Here is a 25864-nt window from a genome sequence, read left to right as displayed (position 1 = left end):
TTCATGCCTTTTATTTTTGCGCTAAACAATGGCAATAAGCGCGCATCCATTGTGCAAATTTTAATGTAAGCTCTCTGTCACAGGATCCTCCACATGAACTGGGATGATACGCGCATCTTTCTGGCGGTTGCCAGAGCTGGACAGATCCTGGCCGCCGCGCGACGATTAGGGCTCAATCACGCGACCGTCGCTCGACGCCTGAGTGCGCTAGAAGATCAGATGACCGTGAAGCTGTTCGACCGTTCGACCAGCGGCTGTATCCTGACGACGGAGGGCGAGCGCTTTCTGACCAGCGCCGAGCGCATTGAGCAGGAAATGACCCGTGTGCAGACCGACATCAGCAACACTCCTTCCAGCATCACCGGCACGGTTCGCATTGGCGCGCCTGACGGCTTCGGAGTTGCCTATCTGGCGCCACAGCCTGGCGGAGCTGACCAGAGTCCACCCCGATCTGACCATCCAGCTCGTGCCGGTGCCACGATCATTTTCCCTGTCACGGCGCGAGGCCGATCTCGCCATCACCATCGAGCGCCCCGACCACGGTCGTCTGATTGCAGGCAAGCTGATCGACTATGATCTGGGGCTCTATGCCAGTCAGGCCTATCTTGATCGCGCGGGTGTTCCAGTGAGCGAGACCGATCTGGCACGGCATCAGCTTGTCGGGTCTGTTGACGACCTGATCTATGCGCCGGGACTGAACTATGCCCAGGAGGTCTGGAAGGACTGGTCGGCCCGGTTTGAAATTGCCTCTGCGCTCGGTCAGGTGGAAGCCGTCAAGGCGGGCGCGGGCATCGGCATCCTGCATGGCTTCATTGCCCGCAACACCACGTCACTTCTCAATGTGCTGCCACACTTGCGCATTCAGCGTGCCTATTGGACAGTGCAACATGAAAGCACACGATCGTTGCGTCATGTCGCCGTTGTGCTTGAGTTTCTGAAAACACTGGTGGCCCGTGACCGGCAAATGTTCGTGGACCCGATAGGAGACCTCACATGAGCCGGTTTCATATTCCCGACCCGATCCCCGGCGACAGGGCTTCGGTTGATGCCATCGAAACCGTCGTTGTGCCGCGTACCAGTGACATTGGCGGCTTTGAGGTGCGCCGTGCCCTGCCCTCCCTCCAAAAGCGCATGATTGGACCCTTCGTCTTTCTGGACCAGATGGGCCCTACAGAGTTTCTGGTGGGCAATGGTCTGGACGTGCGCCCACATCCACATATTGGGCTCGCCACACTGACCTATCTGTTTCAGGGCGAAATCTTCCACCGCGACAGCCTGGGCAGCGCTCAGGTGATCAAACCCGGCGACGTCAACTGGATGTCGGCCGGCGGCGGCATCGTGCATTCCGAGCGCGAAGATGATGCCCGCAAACAAGCGCCGCGGCCTCTCTTCGGGCTGCAAAGCTGGGTCGCGTTGCCGAAAGAGCGCGAAGACAATGCTGCCTCTTTTCAACATGTTGATGTGGCCCACCAGCCACTGCTTGAAGACACGGGCCTGTCAATGAGGCTGGTCGCCGGGTCGTTTTATGGTGAAACCGCTCCCGTACAAACCGACTCCGATCTGTTTTTTGCCGACACCGAACTGCACCCCGGCGCAAGACTGCCCCTGGATGCAACCTATGCCGAACGTGGACTTTATACGCTCTCAGGCTCGGTCAGCGTTGGGGGCCAGACATACGGTCCGGGCCACCTTCTTGTTTTTCATCCCGCGGACCCGCTCATTGTCGAGAATACAGGACCGGACATCGCACGGTTCATTTTGCTTGGCGGCGAGCCTCTTGGTGAACGCCGCTATATCTGGTGGAATTTCGTGTCGTCTTCGAAGGAGCGCATCGAGCAGGCGAAAGAAGACTGGCGGCGAGGTCGCTTCGACATTGTGCCAAGGCGATGAAGAAGACTTCATTCCTTTACCGACGCGCTGAAGACCCGGCCATTGGCGGGATCAAACTGCCATGACGGGACCACGGCCTGCGGCCGATGAAACGACGCTGTGACGTAGTTTCGAATAGCCAGAGAATTCTGCCCAAAGACCCGCACGGTGTCGCTGCGGATTTCCAGAGAAATGCCGCCCTTTTGCTGGCGATACGGCTTGAACTGGGAGAGTGCCGGCCAAAAACTCGTCGGAAAATCCCAGCCATAGCGGTTTTCAAGCGAACGCAGCAATTGCGTGATGACAGGCGAAATCTCCCCTGTCATCTCAGGATCCGGCTCGGTGATAATCAGTTGTAACCGCGAGACCTGCACCCGTGACGGGCCTTCAATGCGTACCTTAAGTGTCGCCCGTCCATAATTGAGCGTTGCCGGGGTGATGGTCTTCGGATCACTGGCACACTGCCAGAGGCGATCCACAATCGGTGCTGAACTCCATTTCGACATATCGAAGCCCGCAGGCTCAAACAGCGCACACAGACTTTCAGGCCTCCCGAAATATCCTGCCACGAAGGTCAACTTGCTTCTCTCCTGATCCGGTAGAGAATCCCGCCAGCCCCCAAGGCACGACGAAAGGCCGTAGTTTCAACGCAGGATCAGTGGGATGCAGCACGGTTGGCCGAAACAGGATAAAAGCCAGAGCTGTGAGACCCAGAATTGCCACAGAAAGGCTCAAGCCGCGCAAGACGCGCCGCCACCACGCGCGACGCTCTGCCCGGATAAACCTTGGACGCTCCTTCGCCGGGCGCCGATCAGGCTGTTCCTCCCCCTAGGAGAAGTTTACAGGCCGCGGGTCTGCTGCCATCTGTGTAAACCTCCGGCGTTTTGAACCCAAACTGCAATCTTAGAGGTTTCCCCACCCGCCTCTACACGCTAGTTTGCGCCCCAAAAGGCAGGGAACGTCAAGCAATGAAACTGGGAATTGACTGGGGCGGCACAAAAATCGAAATCATCGCCCTTTCGGACACGGGCGACGAGCTGTTTCGCAAGCGAGTGCCTACGCCAAGAGACGATTATCAGGGCTGTTTGCAGGCCGTTGCGGACCTTGTACAGGCCGCAGAAACGCAAACAGGAGAAACAGGAACCGTTGGGCTGGGCATTCCCGGATCCATTTCACCCGCAACAGGCCTCGTCAAAAATGCCAATTCCGTTTGGATGAATGGCAAGCCGCTCGACACCGATCTCGAATCACTGCTCAACCGCCCGGTCCGCATTCAAAATGATGCCAACTGTCTGGCTGTTTCAGAAGCAACGGATGGTGCAGGAGCTGGCGCGTTTCTGGTGCATGCCATCATTATCGGCACCGGGTCAGGATCTGGAATTGCCATTCAGGGCAAGGCGCATCGCGGTGCCAACGGCATTGCTGGCGAGTGGGGCGCAATTGCGCAACCCTGGCGGCGGGAAGATGAGTTTCCCGGCCCCGAAAGCTGGACCGGCCACCGCGGTGCGATCGATCTGTGGTGCTCTGGTACCGGGTTTCAGTATGATTACAAGCAGCGCGCTGGTATCGACCTCAAGGGGCATGAAATCATGGCTCTGGCACGCGAGGGAGATACAAAGGCCCGTGCGACCTATGAGGCTTATGTCGACCATCTGGGGCGTGCCCTTGCGATGTCGGCCAACTTGCTCGACCCGGACGTCTTCGTGCTGGGTGGCGGCATGTCCAACATTGACGAGCTTTACAGGGACCTGCCAGCGGCCATGGCCCCGTACATCATGTCTGACGTGTACGAGGTCCCAATCCGCAAGGCAAAGCATGGCGACAGCTCTGGTGTCCGTGGAGCGGCATGGTTGTGGTCCTGACGCAAGAGTGAAGACCGCGCTCAACAACAGGCGGACAGGCGGTCAATCCTGTGGCAAACAACTGGCTTGAGTTGCCGGTGCAAGACACGCCGGGCTAGGGTATCTAGCGGCACGACAAAGATATGAAAGTGATGGAATGAGCGACAAGACCAAAACAGCCTTGATTACAGGCATCACCGGCTAAGGACGGTGCCTATCTTGCCCGACTTCTGCTCGACAAGGGCTATGTCGTGCACGGCATCAAGCGTCGCTCGTCCTCCTTCAACACCGGGCGCATTGAGGACATTTATCAGGATCCGCATGAAACCGATCCACGCCTCATCCTGCACTACGGCGACATGACCGATGCGACCAACCTGATCCGGATTGTGCAGGAATGCCAGCCTGACGAAATCTACAATCTGGCGGCCCAAAGCCATGTGCAGGTCTCCTTTGAAACACCGGAATACACGGCAAATTCCGATGCCCTGGGCACCTTGCGCCTTCTGGAAGCCATCCGCATTCTTGGTCTGGAAAAGACCTGCCGCTTTTATCAGGCTTCCACCTCTGAACTCTATGGCTTGGTGCAGGAAACACCTCAAAAGGAAACCACGCCGTTTTACCCGCGCAGTCCCTATGCCGCAGCCAAGCTCTATGCCTATTGGATCGTTGTGAATTACCGAGAGGCCTATGGCATGCACGCGTCCAATGGCATCCTGTTCAACCATGAAAGCCCCTTGCGCGGCGAGACTTTCGTGACCCGCAAGATTACCCGCGCTGTGGCAGCCATCAAGCTTGGCCGGCAGGACACACTTTATCTTGGCAACCTTGATGCCAAGCGCGACTGGGGCCATGCCCGAGATTATGTGCGCGGCATGTGGATGATGATGCAGCAGGATGTCTCCGACGACTACGTGCTTGCGACAGGCCAAACGACGATGGTGCGTACTTTCGTCGATCAGGCGTTCGCCGAAGTGGGTATCACCCTGCGGTGGGACGGCCACGGCGTTGAGGAAAAAGGCATTGATACCGAAACCGGCAAGGTTCTTGTCAAAGTCGACCCGCGCTACTTCCGTCCGACCGAAGTTGATCTTCTGATGGGAGACCCAACCAAGGCGCACGAAAAACTTGGCTGGTCACATGAAACAGACCTGAAGGATCTCGTTAGCGAAATGGTGCGCGCAGATCTGAAAATCATGCAGACTGCGCCGATCGAAAAGGGAGTCTGAGATGTCCCCCTACTCTCTTGAGGGCAAGCGCATTTGGGTTGCCGGTCACCGCGGTCTCGTTGGCTCAGCGCTGGTGCGACGGCTGCGGAGCGAAAATTGTGAGGTTCTGACCTGTACCCGTTCTGAGGTGGATCTGTGTAATCAGGCAGACACCGCACACTGGATTGCAAAGCAGCGCCCGGATGCGGTGATCCTGGCTGCAGCGAAGGTGGGCGGCATTCTGGCCAATGACACGCGGCCGGCGGAATTTTTGTATGAAAACCTGATGATCGAGGCCAACATCATCGAAGCCTCGCGTCAAAATGACATCGAGAAGCTTCTGTTCCTCGGCTCCTCCTGCATTTATCCGAAGCTCGCAGAACAGCCGATCCGGGAAGATGCCTTGCTGACCGGCCCCCTGGAGCCGACCAATGAGTGGTATGCCATCGCCAAGATCGCGGGCATCAAGATGACGCAGGCCTATCGCAAGCAATACGGCTGCGATTATATTTCCGCCATGCCCACCAATCTTTATGGCCCCGGAGACAACTTCGATCTCGCCTCCAGCCACGTCCTACCCGCCCTGATCCGCAAGGCCCATGAAGCCAAGCAACGCGGCGACACGCAAATGACCGTCTGGGGCACGGGGTCACCTCTGCGCGAATTCCTCTATGTCGACGACTGCGCCGACGCGCTGGTGTATTTGCTGAAGCATCACTCTGCGCCAGAACACGTCAACGTTGGCAGTGGCGAAGACATCTCGATCCTCGATCTGACGAAACTTGTCTGCAAGGTCGTCGGTTTCAAGGGCGAAATCGTTCATGATCTGTCAAAACCCGACGGCACACCTCGCAAACTGATGAGTGCTGATCGCCTCAAAGCCATGGGCTGGGCGCCAAATACCTCATTAGAAGACGGTATTGAAAAAACATATGGCTTTTTCAATAGTTCATTCGCATAGGCCAACACTCATGGAGAAAGCAAAAAAAGAAAATCCGCTCACGGTTGATGTAATAATACCGCTTCACAACACTGAAAAATACATTTCAACAGCGATACGGTCGGTCCTAAACCAAACATATAAAATAGAAAATATTTACGTTATTGACGATGCTTCATCAGATTCTTCTGCAATCATTGTTTCTCAGGTTTTTAAAAACGAAGATCGAGTCAAGCTAATCCGCACTTCTCATGTAGGGGAAGGCGGAGCCAGAAATCTTGGCTTACGACATTCAACAGCTCATTTCGTCGCATTTCTTGATAGCGATGACATTTGGGCCCCCTACAAAATAGAAAAACAAGTAGGTTTATTTGAGAAACTAAACGGTGAAGTCGATGCTATCTATTGCGATTGCAGCCATATCGACGAAAATGGAAATCTTTTTCAGCCAAAGGAAACGTCTAGGCCGTTTCTATCTGGAGATATATTTGAAGGTTTATTAAGAGCAAATTATATAACAGGCTCTGCGTCAGCGGTTCTTGTTACAAGAAATGCGATAAACCGAGCAGGTTTCTTCCGTGAAGATTTGAGCATTGGCACGGACTGGGATTACTGGTTAAGAATTGCAAAGTCTTCCCGTTTCGACTTTGTTGATGAAGAGCTCACTTCTATTCGACACCACCCAAATCAAATGCAAAAACAGACAGTCACTTTCGCTTCAAAAACGAGACGACTGAAAGATTTCATTAAAATATTGTCAGAATATGGACAAGAAAAACCATATATGGCGATTGTAGATCGCAATTTGCGAAAGCAATCGATAATTGCCCTTAAGGACACAGAATTACACCCTTCTAGAGTTCGATCTAATATCTCAGAAATAAAAGGAATTTTCAAATATTCAAAAGTAGAAAATCATTTTAATCGCATTTTCGGAAGAAATATTAATTATATATTTCTCAAAATATACTTTAAATTGATAAAATATTCAATAAAATGATAAAATCATTTAAAAATAATATTCACTTTTCTTAAAAATGATTTCACATTCGACAAAAATCTTTGTTTTGCCGGCTTAGCGTCTTTTGATTGGCCACGCAGAAACGCATGACCACCATAGCGGCGTTTGTCACGGATGATAATCTTTTGCTCGAATGGGAGCTTCCATTTTTCAACGTAGCCGTAGGCTGGCGAGAGCACTTTCACGCTTGATGGATTTTCGGACACATAGCGGTTCAAATGAGATTCATCATGCCAAACGGCAATGATACCGTTCGCCTCGTCTTCATCCACACGACGTTCTAGCTCATCGATCAACTCGAGGTAAGCAAGCCGCGCACCACCATTGAGGCCACCCATATAATATGAGATGCCCTCGGTATCACCGATATAGGCGAGAGACTTAGGATTGCGCTCATATGTGAACTCCTCTCTAGGTTTGTCGTGGTAAGCGGGGTGCGTCACGCAAACGAGGGGCTTGTCCACATCTGGCAGCAATTCTTCGCCGACGGGAGCGACAAACTCCATATTGGCGTTGAAAAAATAGATGAAATCTACCTGCTCCAGAGATGCCCGTGCTTTCTGGAAGATTTTGAAGCGATGTAGGGTGATGTAGGGCCACCCCAATGGCGGCTGACCAATACGATGCACACGGTCATTGTCTTCAAACGCCACCTCATCGGCATCGGTAAAGACAAAATATTCCTTCCTGAAGTCCGACTTGTCTAAAAAATACGTTTCGCAACTTTCAAAAAAGCCCGGCCAGAAATCAATATATTTGCCCGTTGCTATGTAGAGAATACCGATGGTTTTCATAAACTTCACCGCAGTTTGAAACGTCTACCCGAGGACGAAACCTCTCCGCCAGCGCCTCTAAATCCTTTTAGTAAGATCATTGAAATCTGGAAATTCACGATATTACCGTGGCATGCGGTTCCAGGCGTCGAGGGCGGCAATCTTATAGGCTTCGGCAAGCGTTGGGTAGTTGAAGGTATTTTGAACAAAATAGTCCAGTGTTCCCTTCAAATTCAGCACGGCCTGCCCGATGTGGATCAGTTCTGTCGCGTTTTCGCCAACGATGTGGCAGCCCAGTAAACGGCGCGTCTTCAGCGAAAAGATCATCTTCAGCATGCCGTTGTTGAGGCCCATGATATGGCCACGTGATGTTTCACGGAACCGGGCAACGCCGCATTCATAAGGAATGCCACGCTCTTTCACTTCTTCCTCGCTCATACCAACGGTGGAAATTTCCGGGACGGCATAAATGCCATAAGGGAAATACTCCGGCGGCAACTGAGCCTTTTCGCCCAGCGCATGGCAGGCGGCAATGCGCCCCTGCTCCATTGACGTGGACGCAAGGCTCGGAAAACCGATAACGTCGCCAGCGGCAAAGATGTGATCCACCTCGGTGCGGAAGGTCTTCGGATCAACGGAAATGCGCCCGCGATGATCGACGGAAAGCCCACAGGCTTCCAGATTGAGAGAGTCCGTCGAACCCATGCGGCCTGCCGCAAACAGCACCACATTGGAGCGCACAGACCGGCCATTTTCCAGCACGATTTCACACTGCCCCGGTCCGTGCTTGGTGATCTTGTCGACCTTCTCGCCAAACCGCAGGGCAACACCCCGATCGCGCAGTTCGTGAGTGAAATCGGCCACCAATTCGCTGTCGATGAAATCCAGCATACTGTTGCGTGGTTCGACCAGCGTCACATGGACATCGAGAGCGGAAAAGATCGTGGCATATTCGACGCCAATGACCCCGGCGCCGATCACGGCGATGGAACGCGGCAGATCGGCCAGTTCAAGAATATCATCACTGTCGAGAACATATTCCCCATCAAACGGCACATACTCAGGCCGGAATGGCCGGGTGCCGACAGCGATCAGAAAGCTGTCGCCTGTGAACGTCAGTTCTTCCCCTGCATCGCCTTTGACCTTGAGCGTATGCGGATCGGAAAAAGATGCTTCGCCGCGCACTGTAACCACCTTATTGCGGGCAAACTGATGCTCAAGAACCTCGATTTCATGATCCAGAGTAATGTGCAGGCGGGCGCGCAGATCGTCGGCGGAAATGTCCTGCTTGACGCGATAGGCGCGACCATAAAAGCCACGTTCACGCCAGCCAGACAGGTTGAGCGCAGTTTCGCGCAAGGTCTTCGAGGGGATGGTTCCGGTATGAACAGAGACGCCTCCAACACGACGTCCTTTTTCGACAACCAGCACATCACGTCCAAGCTTGGCCGCCTGAACAGCCGCACGGCGCCCTGCCGGGCCACTCCCGATCACGATGAGATCAAAATGGTCCATATTTTAATCAGTCCCTACCGCTGGCAACCTGTCCCGAATTTCACGGCGACGTTATCTCACAACTGTTGTGAAAAGCATAATCGGGCGCCGAAAATCAAGACGGGTGTACACACACAGGCCGCGCTTCAAAGATACCGCGCGACCTGCACGCATTTACGTGGCAGATCCACTGCCCATGGCCACAGACCTATTTCAGCATGTCCAGCACCATCGGCTTCACCTCGGTGGCGTAAAGCTTAATGCTGTTCATCAAGTTGGCATGAGGCACTGTTCCATTGGCATATTTGAGGTCGAACCGCGAAAGCCCCAGCGATGTCGCTGTCTTGGCAATCTTGCGCGCCACAGTCTCAGGTGACCCGACATACAGCGAACCATGACGAATTTCGTTTTCAAACGCCTGCTGCGTCATTGGACCCCAGCCCCGTTCGCGGCCAAGCCGGTCGTGGAAAGCCCGGTAGTGCTCCCACAGTTCTTCACGGGCGCTCTGATCGCTTTCCCCAATATGACCTGGCGAATGCACACCGAGCGGCTTATGAGCTCGGCCCATCTGATCACAGGCGCGATGATACAGGTCGACAAACGGCTTGAAGCGATCTGGATCGCCGCCAATGATTGCCAACATCATTTGCAGATCATGCTTGACGACGCGCACCACCGATTCCGGGCTGCCCCCCACGCCCACCCAACACGTGATCGGGTTGCCCTCAACACGCGGAAACAAGGCCTGATTTTTCAGCGGCGGACGCAATTGACCCGACCAGGTAACCTTCTCCGACTTCAAAGTCTCACGCAGCAGACCCAGCTTTTCCTCGAACAACACTTCATATTGGCTGAGATCATAGCCAAACAATGGAAAGCTCTCGGTAAATGAGCCGCGCCCGACCGTGATCTCCGCCCGCCCGCTGGACAGCGCATGCAGGGTGGAAAATCGCTCGAACAGACGGATCGGGTCGTCCGAGCTCAACACGGTGACCGACGTTCCCAGCTTGATGCGGTTGGTCCTTGCAGCAATCGCCGCCAACAGGATTTCTGGGGCAGTCACGGCAAAATCATCGCGGTGATGCTCGCCAATTCCGATGAAGTCGATGCCCAGTTCATCGGCCAGCACCGCCTGCTCCAGCATGTCACGCAGCACCTGCGCTTCGGACTGGCGCTTGCCTGCCGCGTCGACGGTCACATCGCCGAAGGTATCCATGCCAAGTTCAAGTTGGTTGCTCATCGTCCCGCACATCTTTCTGAAAACTTTTCCGACCAATCGGCCTGTTCAACTGTTGCGGCTAATCTAAGCGCTTCAGGCGAGAGGTTAAACTGCTCTTTGTCTCACCTCATTGAACACTGTGTTCGAATGTTCAGTCAGACAGGACAAAGCGATAGCGCCCCTCGACGCAAAACTATTTGCCTCGCCTTGAGAGTTCCGGTAAGGAAGACGCATGAAAAAGAACATGCATCAAAACTGGTGGTGGCGGGACGCTTGATCGGCGGCCAATGCCCTTTCGTGTTTTGATGGACTGAAAGACCAAAGGCCGCCGCGGGACACCGCAGGCGGCCTTTGGTCTATTTACGGTGTCGTGTTGGCCGATATGCGTACAAGGGAAGATGAAGCAGATGCCCTCCTTGGCAGACCAGACGTTCCAGACGAAAAGCGGGATCACCATCTCGCGCACCTCACGCGCTTCCAACTATGAATCCGGTACCAGCGACTGGATCGACCGGCTGGATCGGGAGCGTGGCGCTGTGCTGTCCTCTTCCTATGAATATCCGGGGCGTTACACCCGCTGGGATATGGCGCTGGTCAATCCACCGCTGATGCTGGAGGCGACAGATCGCCGCGTGCGCATCCGGGTTTTGAATGATCGCGGCCTTGTGCTGCTGCCCACGATTGTCGCCTGCCTGAAAGACCATCCCCATGTCGCGCTGTTTGAAGCGACGGAGAGGGCCATTGAGCTTTCGGTCAAGTTGCCGGATGGACAGGTGCGCGAAGAAGATCGCTCGCGTCAGGCGTCAACGTTCTCAGTTATCCGTGCGCTGAAGGATCTCTTCGCCATAGACGACGAACATCTTGGGCTTTACGGCACCTTCGGCTACGACATTGCCTTCCAGTTCGAGCCGATTGACCTGAAGCTGGAGCGTCCCGCCGACCAGCGCGATATGGTGCTGTATCTGCCGGATGAAATCCTCATCGTCGACCACCACGGCAAGAATGCCTATGTGCTTGAATATGATTTCGCGGTCGACGGCAAGACGACCAGCGGCCTGCCACGCACTGGTGAGAGCGCAGAGTATGTACCTGCCACCGACGCACCCGGCCGCGGGGATCATGAGCACGGCGAATATGCGAAGCTGGTGGACAAAGCGAAAGAGTCTTTTCGCCGGGGAGATCTGTTTGAGGTCGTGCCGGGCCAGACGTTCTACGAGCCCTGCCCCAATCCGCCCTCAGCGGTGTCGCGACGCTTGCAGCAGATCAACCCGTCGCCCTATTCCTTCTTCTTCAATCTGGGCAACGACGAGTACCTGGTCGGCGCATCCCCTGAGATGTATGTCCGTGTCACCGGCGGTCGCCGGGTCGAGACCTGTCCGATCTCCGGCACCATCCGCCGTGGCAAGAATGCCATTGAGGACGAAAACCAGATCCGCATTCTGCTGAATTCCAAGAAGGATGAAGCCGAATTGACGATGTGTTCCGATGTGGACCGCAACGACAAGAGCCGCGTTTGTGTGCCCGGCTCCGTGCGGGTCATCGGGCGGCGACAGATCGAGATGTACTCGCGCCTCATTCATACGGTTGACCATATCGAGGGTATCCTGCGCGATGACATGGATGCACTGGATGCATTCCTGTCGCACACATGGGCCGTCACGGTGACTGGCGCGCCAAAACGCTGGGCAATGGAATTCATCGAGAGCAATGAGAAGAGCCCACGCGCCTGGCATGGCGGCGCCATCGGTGCCATGCAGTTCAACGGCGACATGAACACCGGCCTGACCCTGCGCACCGTGCGCATCAAGGACGGTGTGGCGCAAATTCGTGCCGGTGCAACACTGCTTTACGACAGTGTGCCCGAAGATGAAGAAGCAGAGACCGAATTGAAGGCCGAAGCCATGCGTGCTGCCGTGCGTGAAGCTGGACTGGCCAACAAGGAAATCAAGGCGCAGGAAGCAGCCAAGCTCTGACGCTGGTCTGAAGATCTTGCTTGTCGACCATGAAGACAGTTTTGTGCATACGCTGGCCAACTATTTCCGCCAGACCGGCGCGGAAGTGGTGACATATCGCACGCCGGTGGCCGATCATGTGTTTCATGACGTGAACCCGGATCTGGTGGTTCTTTCTCCCGGTCCCGGTAACCCGAAAGACTTCGATTGCGATGCCACTATCGGCAGAGCTCGCTCACGCGAATTGCCGATCTTCGGTGTTTGTCTAGGCCTTCAGGCTCTAACCGAAAGCTTTGGCGGCGAATTGGGCCAGTTGGACGTGCCCGTCCACGGCAAGCCATCAGAGATCAGCATCGAGGGCAATTCCATGCTGTTTGACGGGATCGAAACCCCTGCCGTGATCGGGCGCTATCACTCTCTTTATGCCCGCAAGGACAAATTGCCGAAAGATTTCCGCATCACGGCTGAAACCGCGGACGGCGTCATCATGGCCATCGAGCACAAGCACGAAGCCATCGCTGCCGTGCAGTTCCACCCGGAAAGCATCATGTCGCTCAATCAGGATGCCGGGCACAAGATTATCGAAAATGTTGTGTCGCATCTGGTGAAGGTTCGTCGTCTGGCCAAAACGGCCTGATCGACCTTTCGACACATTATCATGAGACCACTTGTTCAAGGGCGGGCCGCGAGGCTCGCCCTTTCTTTTACGTGAGCATCATGCCGCACTGCGACATAGCCGTCATGCAACTCCGCTTGTCCTGACGCATTTTCCTGACAATGACCTTTGCTCAAACGAACAGGTCTCGGTCCAGGCACAGCGGATCATGTCCGGTGGAATGCCTGACGGGAGACCCCTAGGAGACGAGACAATGCGCAAGCCTCTGACAGTCACCACCCGCCTTGTTGCTGCGGCGATCATGTCGACCCTTCTTGCCGGATCCAGCACCGCATTCGCTGCGGGCAGTGCGACCGACACCAACGGGACTGCACAAGCAAAACCCGGCGAGGTCAAAAACGCCGACGGCCCGGCGCGCGATGCAGATACCAAGACCAACAAGAACGATGTTTCGGCACAGCGCGGCGCCACGGGCACAAACACGATCGTCGAGGGCAACAATCCCCCCAAGGTAAAGCCGGTGATCAAACCGGAAGACCTGATCGGCCAGAACATCATGGATCTGGACGGTGAGAACATCGGCAGTGTCGCCAAGGTCAAGTTGGACGATAACAAACAGGTGGTCAGCATCACCGCTGAAGTTGGCGGTGTTTTGGGGATCGGATCCAAGTCGCTGGTCATTCCTGCAGATCAATTCACTCTGTCGAATGGCGGCATCGTTGCAGCCATGACCAAGGAAGAAATGGAAAAAGCCGCCTCAGAGAAGTAGCCTCTCTCTTCCCTGAAATTCACACAGCCACCGGCCCTGTTCCGGTGGCTTTTTTTCGCTTGGTGCCGCAGGCATCGACCACAGCTTGTCCCCTCGCACATCCAACCACGGCATTCCTAGCAGGTTTGCGAAAGCACCTCACAAGTGGGATCCTGATGTGCGTTTTTAGATCGAAAAAGAGACTTGTATCTTTTTAGGTAGTGCCCTATCTATTTCAGGAGAAAATACTTAGCGCACTAATTAATATGGTCCTATGGATAAACGTTTCGACATCTCCTCGCAGCTTCTTGAAGAGCTCACGGCCGTAGGTCGGCGGATGAGAACCCTTTTCAATGCAAGGGTGACCAAGATCGGCCTGACCTATCCGCGGGCGCGGGCGCTTCTGCGCCTGTGGCGCAACGGCGAAATGTCGCAAAAGGAACTGGCCTGTGAGTTGGAGCTGGAACAGCCAACGCTGGTGCGTCTGCTCGACCGCATGGCCGAACTGGACCTTGTGGAACGCATGCCCGATCCCAATGATCGTCGCTCGAAGGTCATAAGACTGACGTCTTATGGACACGAACAGGCAGAAATCGCGGCCACGCTTGGAGCCGAGCTGCGCGCCGAGATTTTCTCCGGCATCACGGACGCTGAACTGCAAAAAACCGTCGACGTACTCGGCACCGTATCGAAAAATGCCTTGTCGATGATGACGGGAGGCTTTGATGACTGAGACAGAGACCCCCGCCCATCAGAAAAGTGCCCGCCAAACAACGCTGGACCCCGCCGACACGAAGGCACCACAGACAGCTCAAAATGGCCTGACAATGCCAGATGAAAAGCCAGCTGACAGACAGGAAGCGTCGCAGGCAGATAGACATTCCAACGATCAGGCATCCAGTTCAGGGTCAGACGCGGAGACAGGCGACAAGGCCGAGGCCGAGGCCGAGGCACCACCAAGCCCACCTCCCGGAGCCATGACCTATATTCCGCGTCCGGCCTGGTTAGCAGCCTGCTACATCGCAGCATCCGTCACCATAGGCCTGACGCAGGGGTTCGGCCTCAGCATTGTATCCGTCAATTCACGAGATCTCGCGGGTGCCTTGAGTGCCACCTATCAGGGCGTCGGCTGGCTGACTGTGGCTTACATGATCCCGAATGTCAGCTTCACGATCCTGCTTTACAAATTGCGCGTTCAATATGGCCTGCGCAACTTTGCCGAAGTGTCCATCGTCGTGTTCATTTTGGCATCCCTCACCCAGCTTTGGGCCTATAACGTGGAAAGTGCGCTGGTCACTCGCTTCTTTGCAGGACTGGCCGCCTCATCCATGACGTCCCTGTCGATTCTCTACATGTTCGACGCGCTGCCGCCTCCCAAACGCCTGAAGGTCGGGCTCCCCATTGCCTTTGGCATCATCTCGATGCCAACAGCCGTGGCCGGGCTTGTCAGTCCCATCCTGCTGAATACCGGCGGCTGGCATGCCATGTTCCTTACCGAAGCCGGGCTTGCAATGATCTGCGGCGCAGCAATTTATCTTCTGCCTCTTGGCCCCATCCAACGGATGCGGATGCTATTTCCCATGGATCTCCTGTCCTACGGTCTGCTGGCTGCGGGGCTCGGATGCTTCGTCGTGCTGTTCGGCATGGGCAGGCTCTATTGGTGGACAGATGCGCCGTGGCTCGGCTGGGTTACCATTGCCGGGATTCTCAGCCTGTGTGCCTTCTGCATTCTCGAAGCACATCGTGAAGAGCAGCTTTTCGATGTGACCTGGTTCACCTCGCGACCAATCCTCAATATGGCATTGGTACTCACCTGCTTTCGTATGCTCACGTCCGAGCAGACCTATGGCATGCGCATGATGTTCTTCACCCTTGGCCTGAGAACCGAGCAAATGGCACCCTACTATCTTGCCATGCTTCTAGGAGCCATCATCGGCATCATCGCCAATCTTTTCATTGCCGATCCGAAGCGGGAAACCGCGATCCATCTGCTGGCACTACTTTTGATCGCAGGCGCTACCTGGGCGGACAGCCACGCCACTGCCCAGACGCGGCCAATCAATGTCATCTACAGCCAGTTCACGATGGCCTTTGCCAGCGGCATTTTTCTCCCGCCCATCCTGATCCGCGGCTTCATGATGGTGGTTCCTCGTGGCCCCAAGTACATCTTGAACTTCATCATCGTATTTCTGACAACCCAACGCATGGGTGCCATCATGGGTAGCGGCTTGTACGGCAGCTTCGTCAAGTTACGTGAGCAGTTCCATTCGGTCCAGTTAACGCAAGGAGCGCAGTTGACCGACCCCGCCGTGGCTTTGCGGGTGCAACAATATGCAGCGACCTATGCCGGACAAACCACTGACAAGTCCTTTCTGCAGGCAGAAGGCCTTCAGCTTCTGGCCGCCCAGATCCGAACCCAAGCCAACGTTCTCGCCTACAATGACGCAGCCTTCACGATCTGTCTCATTTCCCTAGGCGCAATTGTCTACATGAGCGCCAGTGCGCTCATTCACTTCGTGATCAACACCCGTTCCAAAGACGAAAAAGAGTCAGGTCCGGTTGCTGCACCATCGCAACAACCCCGTACCTGAGGAGCCCCCATGACCAAACACATCAGAGCTACGGTGACCATTGTCGCCTCCCTCATCGGGATTGCAGGTATTGTCCTTGTGTTCAGTGCCTGGGATCTGCCGCCCTTTCACACCGGCTCACAACAAACCTCAGACGCTTATATCCAGGGTCACGTGACAGCATTGAGTCCGCAAGTTTCAGGCTATATCGTCAAAGTTCCTGTGCAGGACTATCAGAAGGTCAAAAAAGGTCAGTTGATCGCCAAGGTCGATGACCGGATCTACGCCCAGAAGGTTGCGCAGGCCAAGGCAGCGCTTGATTCTGCCAATGCAGCTCTCGACAATCTGGCCAACCAGCGCGAAACCGCCAAGGCCCAGGTCGAGGCACGCAACGCCGATCTTGAGAAAGCAGCCGCCGCATTCAAAGTTGCTCAAACCAATTGGAAACGCATCAACACGCTCGTTACAAAAGGCGTCATGAGCGAAAGTGACCGGGATCAGCGCAAATCAACGCTGGATCAGGCGCAGGCAACCGTCAATGCCGCCAAGGCGGCGATCGATGTGGCCAAGCAGAATGTCATTTCGCTGACCTCGACGAAGGAAACCCTGCGAGCCAAGGTAGAATCGGCGCAGGCCGCACTCAAACTGGCGCAAATCAATCTGGACAACACCGAGATCACCGCGCCGCGTGATGGCATTCTGGGGTCTGTTGGCGTTCAGCTTGGCCAATATGTGTCACCGGGAACACATCTGACATCGCTGGTGCCCGTCAACATATGGGTGGTTGCCAACTACAAGGAAACCAAGCTCGGCCACATGAAGACCGGTCAAAAAGTAACCTTCACCGTGGATGCACTCAACGGCCTACGCTTCACCGGGCGCATCGAACGATTCTCGCCAGCCACCGGCTCGCAGTTCTCCGCCATCAAGGCCGACAATGCGACGGGCAACTTTACCAAGGTGCCACAGCGTGTTCCGGTGCGCATTTCCATCGACCCCAACCAGCAAGCCTTTGAACGACTGGTGCCAGGCATGTCAGTGGAAACCACCGTCTACACCGACGACACAAACAACAATGCAACCAAAGCAGACGCGCCCAGTTCATAATATAACCCGTTTTTCTTGCTTTCCTCCAAAGGCCATTCCCCTACGGCCTCGCACCCTGCCCGACCTTGTGTTGGGCAGGGTATTTTTGCGCCCGGCGTTCCCGCATCAGAGCAGAAACTCGCGCCTCAGGCATGATCGGGTGGCGGCCTCAGAACTTTCCGCGCCATTAGCGCCAAGGCGACCAGCATCGCACAGCCCGCAACAAGAAACGTCAATTGCATTCCCTCTGCCACAGAGCCGGGTGTCGCTGTCATGGCATTGCCACCACCGAAAGCAAAGACCATTCCCATCACCGAAGCTCCCAGCATCAGCCCCAGATTGCGGGACAGACCGAGCAGTCCGGACAGGGTCCCTCGACACTCCGATGCCCCAGACTTCATGACACTGGTGGTGTTTGCGGCCTGAAACAATTGATAGCCAGGCTGTGAGAAGCGCGATAGCACCGATGAAGCCAGCAAGCCCTAATGACTGTGGCAAAACACAGAGTGCAAAAGATCCGATGGCCAGAGCCAGAAGCCCTAAAAGCACGACCTTTGTTGCACCTATGCGATCGACAAGCCATCCGGACGGCACTCCGCTAAAAATCGAAATCACCGGACCAACAGTCATCACCAGCCCGACCATTGCCTCCTTCAGCCCAAACGACAGAGCAAGAAAAAACGGGCCGACGATCAAGGTGCTCATCATCACCGTAGCGACCAGAAGATTGCAGATCAAACGTGTAGAAATGCCGGATTGTCGCACCACGGCAAGTGACGAGACACGCAGCATTGGCGGCTTGCCGTTTGCACCGAGCAACATGGGTGGTGGCAATGCCCAGCCTGCAAGCACCAAGACCCCTGCGCCAAGCGGCACAAGAACCAGGAACACGGCACGCCAGTCCAGCCAGGAGATCAGGAGGCCGCCCAATGATGGACCCAGCGCCGTTCCGAAAGCAGACGTGGTGCCGAGCCATCCCATGGCGCGTCCCAGACGCTCTTCATCCGACGTGTCACGCAAGATCGCAATCGACAGCGTCATCAGGAAGGCAGCCCCGGCGCCCTGCATTGCTCTTGCGGCCACCAACAGCCAAAGCCCTGCCGCAACACCACATACCACAGAGGCAAGAGAAAACACCGCAAGCCCGACCATCAACATTCGACGCTTGCCAAAGCGGTCTCCAAGTCGCCCGGTGAGAACCGTGCAGACCGTCAAGGCTGCCAGATACGACACGACGACCCATTTGACGTCGCTAAAGGACGCCCCGAAGGCTTGAGCCAGCGCAGGCAGTGCAATATTCGCAATGCTTGTTCCCAGCGATGCCAGAAGCATCGCCAGAGACAGACACAGCAAGGCCGGTTTCTTTTGGTGTGGCGTTGAACCCAATGTGTGGCGTAGAGGCTCATTTATGGGATCAGACACAGCCTTTGCCGATGGATTGATAGATGTCATTGGGTTTTCCCTTTCCGTAATCACGGTCAGGGAGCATGCTACGAATTCAAGCCAACTTGAGGTCAAGCATGAAGCTGCTCGATATTGGCGAGGTTTCGGAGAAACTCGGAATACCGACTTCGACCTTGCGCTACTACGACGAGATCGACCTGATCTCTTCAGTTGCCCGCCATGGGCTGAGGCGCCAGTTTGAGCCTAGCGTGGTGCTGCAACTCCGACTGATCTCGCTGGGCCGAACGGCCGGTTTCTCGCTTGCTGAGATTGCCCGCATGTTTGCCCCGGACGGCCAACCGGATCTGCGCCGGTCGGACCTTCATGCACGGGCCGATGAGTTGGACCGGCAAATTCAGGACATGACAGTCCTGCGCGACACGCTACGTCACGTAGCCGACTGCAAGGCCCCATCGCATATGGAATGTCCGACCTTTCGCCGCCTGATCCGGCGGGCAAGCCGCCATAACGCGAGCTTGTCCCAGTCCCGACAGGAGCGTTATCCGGCCCGAAAGCACAAGGGGAAGCGATAGCGGTGTCACAAACGTCCGGCACGGGCGTCCTTCTGTTCAAAGGCCTGTTCACTTATATGATTTCAGGAGTTTGACGATGATGTCCGCATCGCGTGACCGTGCATCGGGACGGCAAATGTCCTCACGCTGTGGTGGCACGACGTCACCACTGGGCGGATTGCCCCAGCCATTCATTCTGTTTCTGCTGATCCTGGCATGGCTGGCCGATGAGGATGCACGGCAAATGCCCATCAGACGATCCAGATTTCGCCAACGCGTGCGCACCACCCGACAGGCAACGCGCCAACGCTAAAAACGCTGACAGGTCTGCGTTACACCTGCCCCGCTTTTCGTTTTGCTGCAAGAAAGGCAAAACAGCCAAGCTCAGATCACACCGTCGAGCAGAGCCCGTTCCAGATGCATCAGGGCGTCGGCAAGTTTTTCATCGACGACGTGAAGATATTCGCGCCAGTCGTCCACGTGCTTCAACTCTTCCTTGCCATCGGAAATTCCACGCAGACCAATCATGGGGACGTCGTGCAAGGTACAAGCGCGCAATACCGCGAAACTCTCCATGTCCACCATATCGGCTTCAATAGCATCATAAGCAGCACCGGACACGATATTGCCGCCCGTCGAGAGACTGGCCTCGGCAACGCCTGTAATGCGCAGGGGCAACGGCACAACGACAGGCAGATCAAGCAGAGGCGTCTGACCCTTTTCAAAGCCCAGCGGACTGGCATCCATATCCCGGTAGCTGAGGGACGTCGCCTGATAGACTTCCGTCTGCTCAAGACGCGCAGATCCGGCGGAACCAAGAGACACCACCAGATCAGGCTTGCACCCTTGCGCCTCCAGACGTGACAACGCCGCTGACAGAACCACAGCCGCTTCGACGGGGCCAATGCCCGTCATCAATGGAGTAATCATCGCGCGCAGCTTTTCACCATACTCAGCATCAACCGCCATGACATAAAGCACGGCCTTGTCGCCGACACGTTTCATCTGAAGTTGCAAGTGTCTGTCTCCATATCGCAAAGAAAAGACGCACATTGGGCACCATGATCGAACGTGTTTCCAATCACCGATTTTTCATGCATTGCCAACCCCGGCAGCCGCCTGATCACACTTTCCCACGCTGCACCAAAGAAAAAGGCGCACCAGATGGCACGCCTTTTCATGTGTTTCATAAGTTCGTCAGAGCTCGCATCAATCGATATGACGGACAGCGCCCTTGGAGGCTGATGTGGTCAAGGCAGCATAGGCTTTCAGCGCCTTCGACACCTTGCGCTTGCGCTTTTCTGTCGGCTTCCAAGCCGCCTCGCCACGCTCTTCCATCGCCAGACGGCGCGCTGCAAGTTCTGAATCCGGCAAGTCTACTTTCATGACACGGTTGGGAATGTCGATGACGATCGTATCGCCTTCCTCAACCAGTGCAATGGCACCACCTTCAGCCGCCTCAGGGGAAACATGGCCGATCGACAGGCCGGACGAGCCACCGGAGAAGCGACCATCCGTCACCAGAGCACAGACCTTGCCGAGCCCCTTGGACTTCAGATAGCTCGTCGGATAGAGCATTTCCTGCATTCCCGGGCCGCCGCGCGGACCCTCATAGCGGATCAGGACGACATCGCCTTCCTTGATCTTGCCGGTCAAGACCGCAGAGACCGCACTGTCCTGACTTTCGAAGATGCGTGCCGGGCCGGAAAAGGTCAGGATCGAATCATCGACACCGGCCGTTTTCACGATACAGCCGTCCTCGGCGATGTTGCCGAAAAGAACCGCCAGGCTCACCATCCTGCGAATAGGCATGATCCTTGGAGCGGATAACCCCTTTTTCGCGGTCAAGATCAAGCTCGTCCCAACGACGATCCTGACTGAAAGCTTCCTGCGTGCGCACACCACCGGGAGCGGCGCGGAAGAAGGTTTGCACGCTTTCAGAATTGGTCTGCTTGATATCCCAGCGGGAAAGACCTTCCTTCAGCGTCTTGGAATGGACCGTGGGCACTGTGTTGTCGAGCAGGCCTGCGCGGTCCAGTTCGCCTAGAATACCGAAGATGCCCCCCGCCCGGTGAACGTCTTCCATATGCACATTTTCAATTGCCGGAGCGACCTTGCAGAGCACCGGCACCTGACGTGACAATTTGTCGATGTGCTCCTGGGTGAAGCCGACTTCGCCTTCATGCGAGGCCGCCAACAGGTGCAACACCGTGTTGGTGGAACCGCCCATGGAGATGTCCAGTGTCATGGCGTTCTGGAAGGCGCTGAACGTGGCAATGTTGCGCGGCAGCGCGCTTTCATCGTCCTGCTCGTAGTAGCGCTTGGCCAGATCGACAATCAGATGCCCGGCTTCCACAAAGAGACGCTTGCGGTCGGCGTGGGTGGCCAGTGTCGAACCATTGCCTGGCAACGACAGGCCCAGCGCTTCCGTCAGACAGTTCATCGAATTGGCGGTAAACATACCCGAGCAGGAGCCACAGGTCGGGCAAGCGTTCTGCTCCATCTGCAAGACATCAGCATCTGAAAAGCTGTCGTCGGCAGCAGCAACCATGGCATCCACCAGATCGACGGCCTTGGCGACACCATTTTCCAGCACCACCTTGCCTGCTTCCATCGGACCACCGGACACAAAGACGACCGGAATGTTCAGGCGCATGGCCGCGTTCAGCATGCCCGGCGTGATCTTGTCACAGTTGGAGATACAGACCAGCGCATCGGCGCAGTGGCCATTGACCATATACTCGACTGAATCGGCAATGATCTCGCGCGACGGCAGAGAATACAACATGCCATCGTGGCCCATGGCAATGCCATCGTCTACAGCAATGGTGTTGAATTCCTTGGCGACACCGCCAGCCTTTTCAACTTCGCGCGCGACGAGCTGGCCCAGGTCCTTGAGATGGACGTGCCCCGGCACGAACTGCGTGAAAGAGTTGGCAATCGCGATGATCGGCTTGCCGAAATCATCGTCCTGCATGCCGGTGGCGCGCCAAAGGCCGCGCGCGCCCGCCATGTTACGGCCGTGGGTCGATGTTCGAGAGCGATACGGGGGCATTTTCTGCGTCCTCTTGGCTTCTTATCCTGATACAAGGGCTGCCGTCCTGACGTGCAACGTCAACCTCAACAGGTCCTCCAGACTGGTCACTCTCCTCAGCAACCAGCGTTCTGCCTCTGTTGTGTCAGCTTTTGCGAAAGAACGAAAGACCAGAACGGTTCAAAACAGTACGCCCCGGTACGGTTGGTGAATTTTTCCCAGCCTACAATGGCGCATCCCGCTACCGAATACAGGATCGGCGCAGCCGTTTCCTGCTACGCCGATAGGTTTTCCAAGGTGCGAACGCGCTTTGATCAGTCGCGAACGCCCGGCGTTCCACCAACACCTGTGGCTTCGTCTTCCAGCGTCGGATAGTCCGTGTACCCTTCACGGCCACCGCCATAAAGCGTATCGGGATTCACCTCGTTCAAATGCGCCCCTTTCTTCAGGCGTGTCACCAGATCCGGATTGGCGATGAACGGACGCCCGAACGCGACCAGATCCAGCTTGCCATCTTCAACCGCAGAAATGGCCATCGCACGGTCATAGCCGTTGTTGCCCATATGAGCGCCTTCGAAGCGTGCATAGAGATCATCGAGGCTTGCCCCCTCAGGCAAATCACGCGATCCGCCAGTCTGGCCTTCGACCAGATGCATATACGCCAGATTGAAGTCATTGATCATATCGACAACCTGAGAGAACAGCGTCACCGGATCGCTGTCGCTGATGGCGTTGGCATTGGAGAACGGGCTCAAGCGAATGCCCGTCTTGCCTGCGCCGATTTCACCGACAACAGCAGTCAGCACTTCGCGCAGGAACCGTGAGCGGTTCTCGATCGAGCCGCCATAGGCATCGTCGCGCGTGTTGGACCCATCACGCAGAAACTGGTCAATCAGATAACCATTGGCGGCATGAACTTCTACGCCGTCGAACCCTGCCTTGATGGCATTGGCCGCTGCCTTGCGATAGTCTTCGACAATGCCCGGAAGTTCACCGAGCTCAAGCGCGCGCGGTGTCGGCGTATCGACAAAAGTGGTGCCGTCAAAAGTCTTTGACGCGGCTGCAATTGCGGACGGCGCAACCGGCAAAGCATTATCGATCTGCAAAGAAGGATGCGAGATACGACCGACATGCCAGAGCTGGATGACAATTTTGCCGCCCTTGGCGTGAACCGCATCAGTCACCTTCTTCCAGCCTTCGATCTGGGCGTCGGAATAGATGCCCGGCGTCCAGGCGATAGCCTTTGCCCTGCGGCGAAATCTGTGAGGCTTCAGTGATGATCAGACCAGCGTCGGCACGCTGCGCATAATATTCGACATGCATGTCGATGGGCGCATCATCTTCCGCTCGAGCCCGGTTTCGGGTCAGCGGTGCCATGACGATGCGATTGCTCAGATCCAGATCGCCCACCTTGATCGGGCCAAACAGCTTTTCTGTACTCATCAGATATTCCTTTTCAATTTCGGACCGGTCAGTCCAGATTTAAATAAAGATTGCCTTGCGACATTCAACCCTGCGCGACACGAAGCGCTCTCAAGGTCCGCGATTGCTTTAAGAGGTGTGATCGTGGAAACCGGAAATCAAGACACGCGCTTGTGACAGCGCATCCTCGACATGGGCGTCCGGCAGACCCGACTTGCGCAGGGTCAAACAGCCAATGGCGAGCGCCGTCAGCGCGCGCGCCACTTCGCGCGCCTGATCAGGGGCTTCAGGCGCCGGGACAGCCGCGATGATCGTTTCCATTTGCTCGATGTGCTTGCGGCCGATCTTGGCAATATCCTCATGATGGGGCGCAAGCTCTGTAATACAGTTCACCAGCAGGCACCCACGCGGTTCATCCCCGTCCGGTAGCGCAATGGCACGCACAATGGCATCGAGCGCACTTTCACGCGGTCGTTGGGCAATCTGGAAAAGACGGGTCAGCGCCTCTTGAGAATAATGCGAAAGGGCTGCAACCAGCACCCCGTGTTTCGAGCTAAAGGCAGCATAGAAACTGGACCGGGACACCCCCATCACTCGGGTAAGATCTTCCACCGAGGTCGCTTCGAAGCCCTGCTCCCAAAACAGATTGAGCGCAGCGCCAAGCACCTCCTCCGCATTGAAGGATCTGGGGCGTCCGGGGCCTGATTTTGCGACCTGAAGGGGCATGAACCAACCTTATTAAATGACGGATATCTGCCGATATTGGGCCTTCTTCGACAAAAAACAAGGTCGCGTGTGTTCTCAAGGGTTCTTTTTTGGACTGGGCATTCCTATTTTGGTTTCAAGATAGACTGCCCGCTTGCTTTGACAAGACGGGTCCCACACGAGAGCAGACGAGAAACAGCCATGATTCCGTTTTCCGTTCTAGATCTGGCCCCGGTCGCCGAGGGCAGCACTGTACGCGACGCCTTGCACAATACCATTGATCTGGCCCGCCATGCCGAGGAGTGGGGCTACAAGCGCTACTGGCTGGCGGAACATCACAACATGTCCGGCATTGCCAGCGCGGCGACCGCTGTGCTGATTGGCCAGGTGGCCGCTGCCACCAAGACCATGCGCATCGGCTCTGGCGGGGTCATGTTGCCCAACCATTCGCCTTATGTGATCGCAGAACAATTCGGCACGCTGGCGGAGCTTTTTCCTGACCGCATTGATCTGGGCCTTGGACGTGCGCCGGGGTCTGATCAGTTGACCGCCCGCGCCCTGCGCCGCACGCTGAACAATTCCGACAACTTCCCTCAAGACGTCATGGAGTTGATTGGCTTCCTCGGAGACCCGGCCCCGGGTACTCGGCTCATTGCAGTGCCGGGTGCGGGTACCAAGGTGCCTGTGTGGGTTTTGGGATCCAGCACCTACGGTGCTCAGATGGCTGCGCACTTCGGCTTGCCTTATGCGTTTGCGTCGCATTTTGCTCCGGCAGAACTTGAAAATGCTCTTCAGATCTACCGGCATTATTTCCGCCCCTCCGAACATTTGCAGAAGCCGCATTTCATGCTGGCGATCAACGTTTTTGCTGCGGAAAGCGACCAGATGGGGGCGTATTTGCGCACCAGCATGCAGCAGGCCTTCCTCAAGCTGCGCAGTGGCAATCCGGGCAAGTTGCCTGCCCCGATGACAGACCTTGAGCAGCATTTCCCGCCGCAGCAATTGGCGGGGGTCGAGCAGGCGCTGTCCGTGACTGCCGTTGGGTCTCCCGAGACTGTCAAGGATCAGCTCAGTGACCTTCTGACACGCTACAAGCCGGATGAAGTCATCCTGACTGGCCAGATCCACGATCCCAAAGCCCGCCTGAAGTCGTTTGAGATCGCCGCCGACGTGATGAAGCAATTGCAGGAAGAGCCTGTCGCAGCGCTCTGACCAGCCCCTCCTTGGCGTGGCCGGTTGCGAGCGAAGGTGTCCCCTGTCGTTTGTCTCGTTCGCCCCCTCACCGGCCACGCCCTTGTTTGTTAATCCTCATGAGCCCTTTCACTCGAAGGGACGTTTATCTTGTGTTTCCCGGTGACAGGCCGGGCCTTGCGTCAACGACAACCGTATCAAGGCTTGACCTGTCTGCACT

General features: G+C 56.0%; 17 protein-coding genes and 6 pseudogenes. 14 read left to right on the top strand and 9 right to left on the bottom strand.

Annotation, left to right across the window (positions count from 1 at the left end; translation table 11 throughout):
- Positions 1-93: 93 nt before the first annotated feature.
- Both AC0L7U_RS17485 and AC0L7U_RS17480 read left to right on the top strand, forming a co-directional pair.
- A pseudogene (locus AC0L7U_RS17485) lies at positions 94-997 on the top strand (LysR family transcriptional regulator).
- Positions 994-1921 (top strand): annotated as a pseudogene (locus tag AC0L7U_RS17480) (pirin family protein). The pseudogenes AC0L7U_RS17485 and AC0L7U_RS17480 overlap by 4 nt, the downstream one beginning before the upstream one ends.
- On the opposite strand, the gene AC0L7U_RS17475 reads toward AC0L7U_RS17480, so the two are convergent.
- Positions 1899-2438, bottom strand: a complete 540-nt coding sequence (locus AC0L7U_RS17475) for a DUF6030 family protein (RefSeq protein ID WP_473695882.1) — start codon at positions 2436-2438, stop codon at positions 1899-1901. The pseudogene AC0L7U_RS17480 and the gene AC0L7U_RS17475 overlap by 23 nt on opposite strands.
- A gap of 399 nt (positions 2439-2837) precedes the next feature.
- Here AC0L7U_RS17475 and AC0L7U_RS17470 point away from each other — a divergent pair, with 399 nt between their 5' ends.
- The 4 genes and pseudogenes from AC0L7U_RS17470 (at position 2838) to AC0L7U_RS17455 (ending at position 6858) form a co-directional block, all read left to right on the top strand.
- The gene (locus AC0L7U_RS17470) at positions 2838-3731 is read left to right on the top strand and encodes an ROK family protein (RefSeq protein ID WP_473692512.1); all 894 of its coding nucleotides are present in this window, start codon (positions 2838-2840) and stop codon (positions 3729-3731) included.
- A 136-nt stretch (positions 3732-3867) separates the two neighbouring features.
- A pseudogene (gene gmd / locus AC0L7U_RS17465) lies at positions 3868-4939 on the top strand (GDP-mannose 4,6-dehydratase).
- 1 nt (position 4940) lies between these two features.
- Positions 4941-5879 carry a GDP-L-fucose synthase gene (gene fcl, locus AC0L7U_RS17460; protein ID WP_473692510.1) on the top strand — a complete coding sequence of 313 codons (939 nt, stop codon included), beginning with the start codon at positions 4941-4943 and terminating at the stop codon, positions 5877-5879.
- Between the two features lie 10 nt (positions 5880-5889).
- Positions 5890-6858, top strand: coding sequence for a glycosyltransferase family 2 protein (locus AC0L7U_RS17455; protein ID WP_473692508.1), 969 nt, complete (start codon positions 5890-5892; stop codon positions 6856-6858).
- Positions 6859-6863: 5 nt separating this feature from the next.
- Here AC0L7U_RS17455 and AC0L7U_RS17450 read toward each other — a convergent pair whose 3' ends face one another.
- The 3 genes from AC0L7U_RS17450 to AC0L7U_RS17440 all read right to left on the bottom strand — a co-directional run bounded on the left by AC0L7U_RS17450 (position 6864) and on the right by AC0L7U_RS17440 (position 10386).
- Positions 6864-7673 (bottom strand): family 6 glucosyltransferase, encoded by an 810-nt coding sequence (locus tag AC0L7U_RS17450; RefSeq protein ID WP_473692506.1) that lies wholly within the window; start codon positions 7671-7673, stop codon positions 6864-6866.
- 102 nt (positions 7674-7775) lie between these two features.
- Positions 7776-9167, bottom strand: a complete 1392-nt coding sequence (gene sthA, locus AC0L7U_RS17445; protein WP_473692504.1) for a Si-specific NAD(P)(+) transhydrogenase — start codon at positions 9165-9167, stop codon at positions 7776-7778.
- A gap of 187 nt (positions 9168-9354) precedes the next feature.
- The gene (locus AC0L7U_RS17440) at positions 9355-10386 is read right to left on the bottom strand and encodes an LLM class flavin-dependent oxidoreductase (protein WP_473692502.1); all 1032 of its coding nucleotides are present in this window, start codon (positions 10384-10386) and stop codon (positions 9355-9357) included.
- A 386-nt stretch (positions 10387-10772) separates the two neighbouring features.
- On the opposite strand from AC0L7U_RS17440, the pseudogene AC0L7U_RS17435 reads away from it, so the two are divergent.
- The 5 genes and pseudogenes from AC0L7U_RS17435 to AC0L7U_RS17415 all read left to right on the top strand — a co-directional run bounded on the left by AC0L7U_RS17435 (position 10773) and on the right by AC0L7U_RS17415 (position 17358).
- Positions 10773-12954 (top strand): annotated as a pseudogene (locus tag AC0L7U_RS17435) (anthranilate synthase component I).
- A 232-nt stretch (positions 12955-13186) separates the two neighbouring features.
- Entirely contained in the window at positions 13187-13702 is a 516-nt protein-coding gene (locus AC0L7U_RS17430; protein WP_473692500.1) for a PRC-barrel domain-containing protein, read from the top strand.
- Positions 13703-14018: 316 nt separating this feature from the next.
- On the top strand, positions 14019-14414 hold the full coding sequence (locus AC0L7U_RS17425) for a MarR family winged helix-turn-helix transcriptional regulator (RefSeq protein ID WP_473692498.1): 396 nt from the start codon (positions 14019-14021) through the stop codon (positions 14412-14414).
- Positions 14407-16272 carry an MFS transporter gene (locus AC0L7U_RS17420; RefSeq protein ID WP_473692496.1) on the top strand — a complete coding sequence of 622 codons (1866 nt, stop codon included), beginning with the start codon at positions 14407-14409 and terminating at the stop codon, positions 16270-16272. The genes AC0L7U_RS17425 and AC0L7U_RS17420 overlap by 8 nt, the downstream gene beginning before the upstream one ends.
- A gap of 9 nt (positions 16273-16281) precedes the next feature.
- A complete protein-coding gene (locus tag AC0L7U_RS17415) occupies positions 16282-17358 on the top strand; it encodes an HlyD family secretion protein (RefSeq protein ID WP_473692494.1) in 1077 nt (358 codons plus the stop codon).
- A 105-nt stretch (positions 17359-17463) separates the two neighbouring features.
- On the opposite strand, the gene AC0L7U_RS17410 is transcribed toward AC0L7U_RS17415, so the two are convergent.
- On the bottom strand, positions 17464-18789 hold the full coding sequence (locus tag AC0L7U_RS17410; RefSeq protein WP_473692492.1) for an MFS transporter: 1326 nt from the start codon (positions 18787-18789) through the stop codon (positions 17464-17466).
- Between the two features lie 68 nt (positions 18790-18857).
- On the opposite strand from AC0L7U_RS17410, the gene AC0L7U_RS17405 reads away from it, so the two are divergent.
- Positions 18858-19313, top strand: coding sequence for a helix-turn-helix domain-containing protein (locus AC0L7U_RS17405; RefSeq protein ID WP_473692490.1), 456 nt, complete (start codon positions 18858-18860; stop codon positions 19311-19313).
- A 76-nt stretch (positions 19314-19389) separates the two neighbouring features.
- A complete protein-coding gene (locus tag AC0L7U_RS17400; RefSeq protein ID WP_473692488.1) occupies positions 19390-19605 on the top strand; it encodes a hypothetical protein in 216 nt (71 codons plus the stop codon).
- Positions 19606-19676: 71 nt separating this feature from the next.
- Here AC0L7U_RS17400 and AC0L7U_RS17395 read toward each other — a convergent pair whose 3' ends face one another.
- From AC0L7U_RS17395 to AC0L7U_RS17380, 4 genes and pseudogenes are all read right to left on the bottom strand, one after another.
- Positions 19677-20297: a 5'-methylthioadenosine/S-adenosylhomocysteine nucleosidase gene (locus AC0L7U_RS17395; protein WP_473695880.1), complete on the bottom strand. Its 621-nt coding sequence runs from the start codon at positions 20295-20297 to the stop codon at positions 19677-19679.
- A 204-nt stretch (positions 20298-20501) separates the two neighbouring features.
- Positions 20502-22347, bottom strand: a pseudogene (gene ilvD / locus AC0L7U_RS17390) (dihydroxy-acid dehydratase).
- A 293-nt stretch (positions 22348-22640) separates the two neighbouring features.
- A pseudogene (locus AC0L7U_RS17385) lies at positions 22641-23769 on the bottom strand (alkene reductase).
- 108 nt (positions 23770-23877) lie between these two features.
- Positions 23878-24474: a TetR/AcrR family transcriptional regulator gene (locus AC0L7U_RS17380; protein WP_473692486.1), complete on the bottom strand. Its 597-nt coding sequence runs from the start codon at positions 24472-24474 to the stop codon at positions 23878-23880.
- A gap of 180 nt (positions 24475-24654) precedes the next feature.
- On the opposite strand from AC0L7U_RS17380, the gene AC0L7U_RS17375 reads away from it, so the two are divergent.
- A complete protein-coding gene (locus AC0L7U_RS17375) occupies positions 24655-25665 on the top strand; it encodes an LLM class flavin-dependent oxidoreductase (RefSeq protein WP_473692484.1) in 1011 nt (336 codons plus the stop codon).
- The last annotated feature ends 199 nt before the right edge of the window (positions 25666-25864 follow it).

The sequence above is a fragment of the Roseibium sp. 10G30-5 genome (assembly GCF_055809635.1).
This window is presented reverse-complemented; position numbering and strand designations above follow the sequence as displayed.

Excerpts from the sequence above, each read along its gene's own strand:
- AC0L7U_RS17470 (WP_473692512.1), top strand. The coding sequence starts at position 2,838 with ATGAAACTGGGAATTGACTGGGGCGGCACAAAAATCGAAATCATCGCC.
- fcl (WP_473692510.1), top strand. The coding sequence starts at position 4,941 with ATGTCCCCCTACTCTCTTGAGGGCAAGCGCATTTGGGTTGCCGGTCAC.
- AC0L7U_RS17455 (WP_473692508.1), top strand. The coding sequence starts at position 5,890 with ATGGAGAAAGCAAAAAAAGAAAATCCGCTCACGGTTGATGTAATAATA.
- AC0L7U_RS17450 (WP_473692506.1), bottom strand. The coding sequence starts at position 7,673 with ATGAAAACCATCGGTATTCTCTACATAGCAACGGGCAAATATATTGAT.
- sthA (WP_473692504.1), bottom strand. The coding sequence starts at position 9,167 with ATGGACCATTTTGATCTCATCGTGATCGGGAGTGGCCCGGCAGGGCGC.
- AC0L7U_RS17440 (WP_473692502.1), bottom strand. The coding sequence starts at position 10,386 with ATGAGCAACCAACTTGAACTTGGCATGGATACCTTCGGCGATGTGACC.
- AC0L7U_RS17430 (WP_473692500.1), top strand. The coding sequence starts at position 13,187 with ATGCGCAAGCCTCTGACAGTCACCACCCGCCTTGTTGCTGCGGCGATC.
- AC0L7U_RS17425 (WP_473692498.1), top strand. The coding sequence starts at position 14,019 with ATGAGAACCCTTTTCAATGCAAGGGTGACCAAGATCGGCCTGACCTAT.
- AC0L7U_RS17420 (WP_473692496.1), top strand. The coding sequence starts at position 14,407 with ATGACTGAGACAGAGACCCCCGCCCATCAGAAAAGTGCCCGCCAAACA.
- AC0L7U_RS17415 (WP_473692494.1), top strand. The coding sequence starts at position 16,282 with ATGACCAAACACATCAGAGCTACGGTGACCATTGTCGCCTCCCTCATC.
- AC0L7U_RS17410 (WP_473692492.1), bottom strand. The coding sequence starts at position 18,789 with ATGACATCTATCAATCCATCGGCAAAGGCTGTGTCTGATCCCATAAAT.
- AC0L7U_RS17405 (WP_473692490.1), top strand. The coding sequence starts at position 18,858 with ATGAAGCTGCTCGATATTGGCGAGGTTTCGGAGAAACTCGGAATACCG.
- AC0L7U_RS17400 (WP_473692488.1), top strand. The coding sequence starts at position 19,390 with ATGATGTCCGCATCGCGTGACCGTGCATCGGGACGGCAAATGTCCTCA.
- AC0L7U_RS17395 (WP_473695880.1), bottom strand. The coding sequence starts at position 20,297 with ATGAAACGTGTCGGCGACAAGGCCGTGCTTTATGTCATGGCGGTTGAT.
- AC0L7U_RS17380 (WP_473692486.1), bottom strand. The coding sequence starts at position 24,474 with ATGCCCCTTCAGGTCGCAAAATCAGGCCCCGGACGCCCCAGATCCTTC.
- AC0L7U_RS17375 (WP_473692484.1), top strand. The coding sequence starts at position 24,655 with ATGATTCCGTTTTCCGTTCTAGATCTGGCCCCGGTCGCCGAGGGCAGC.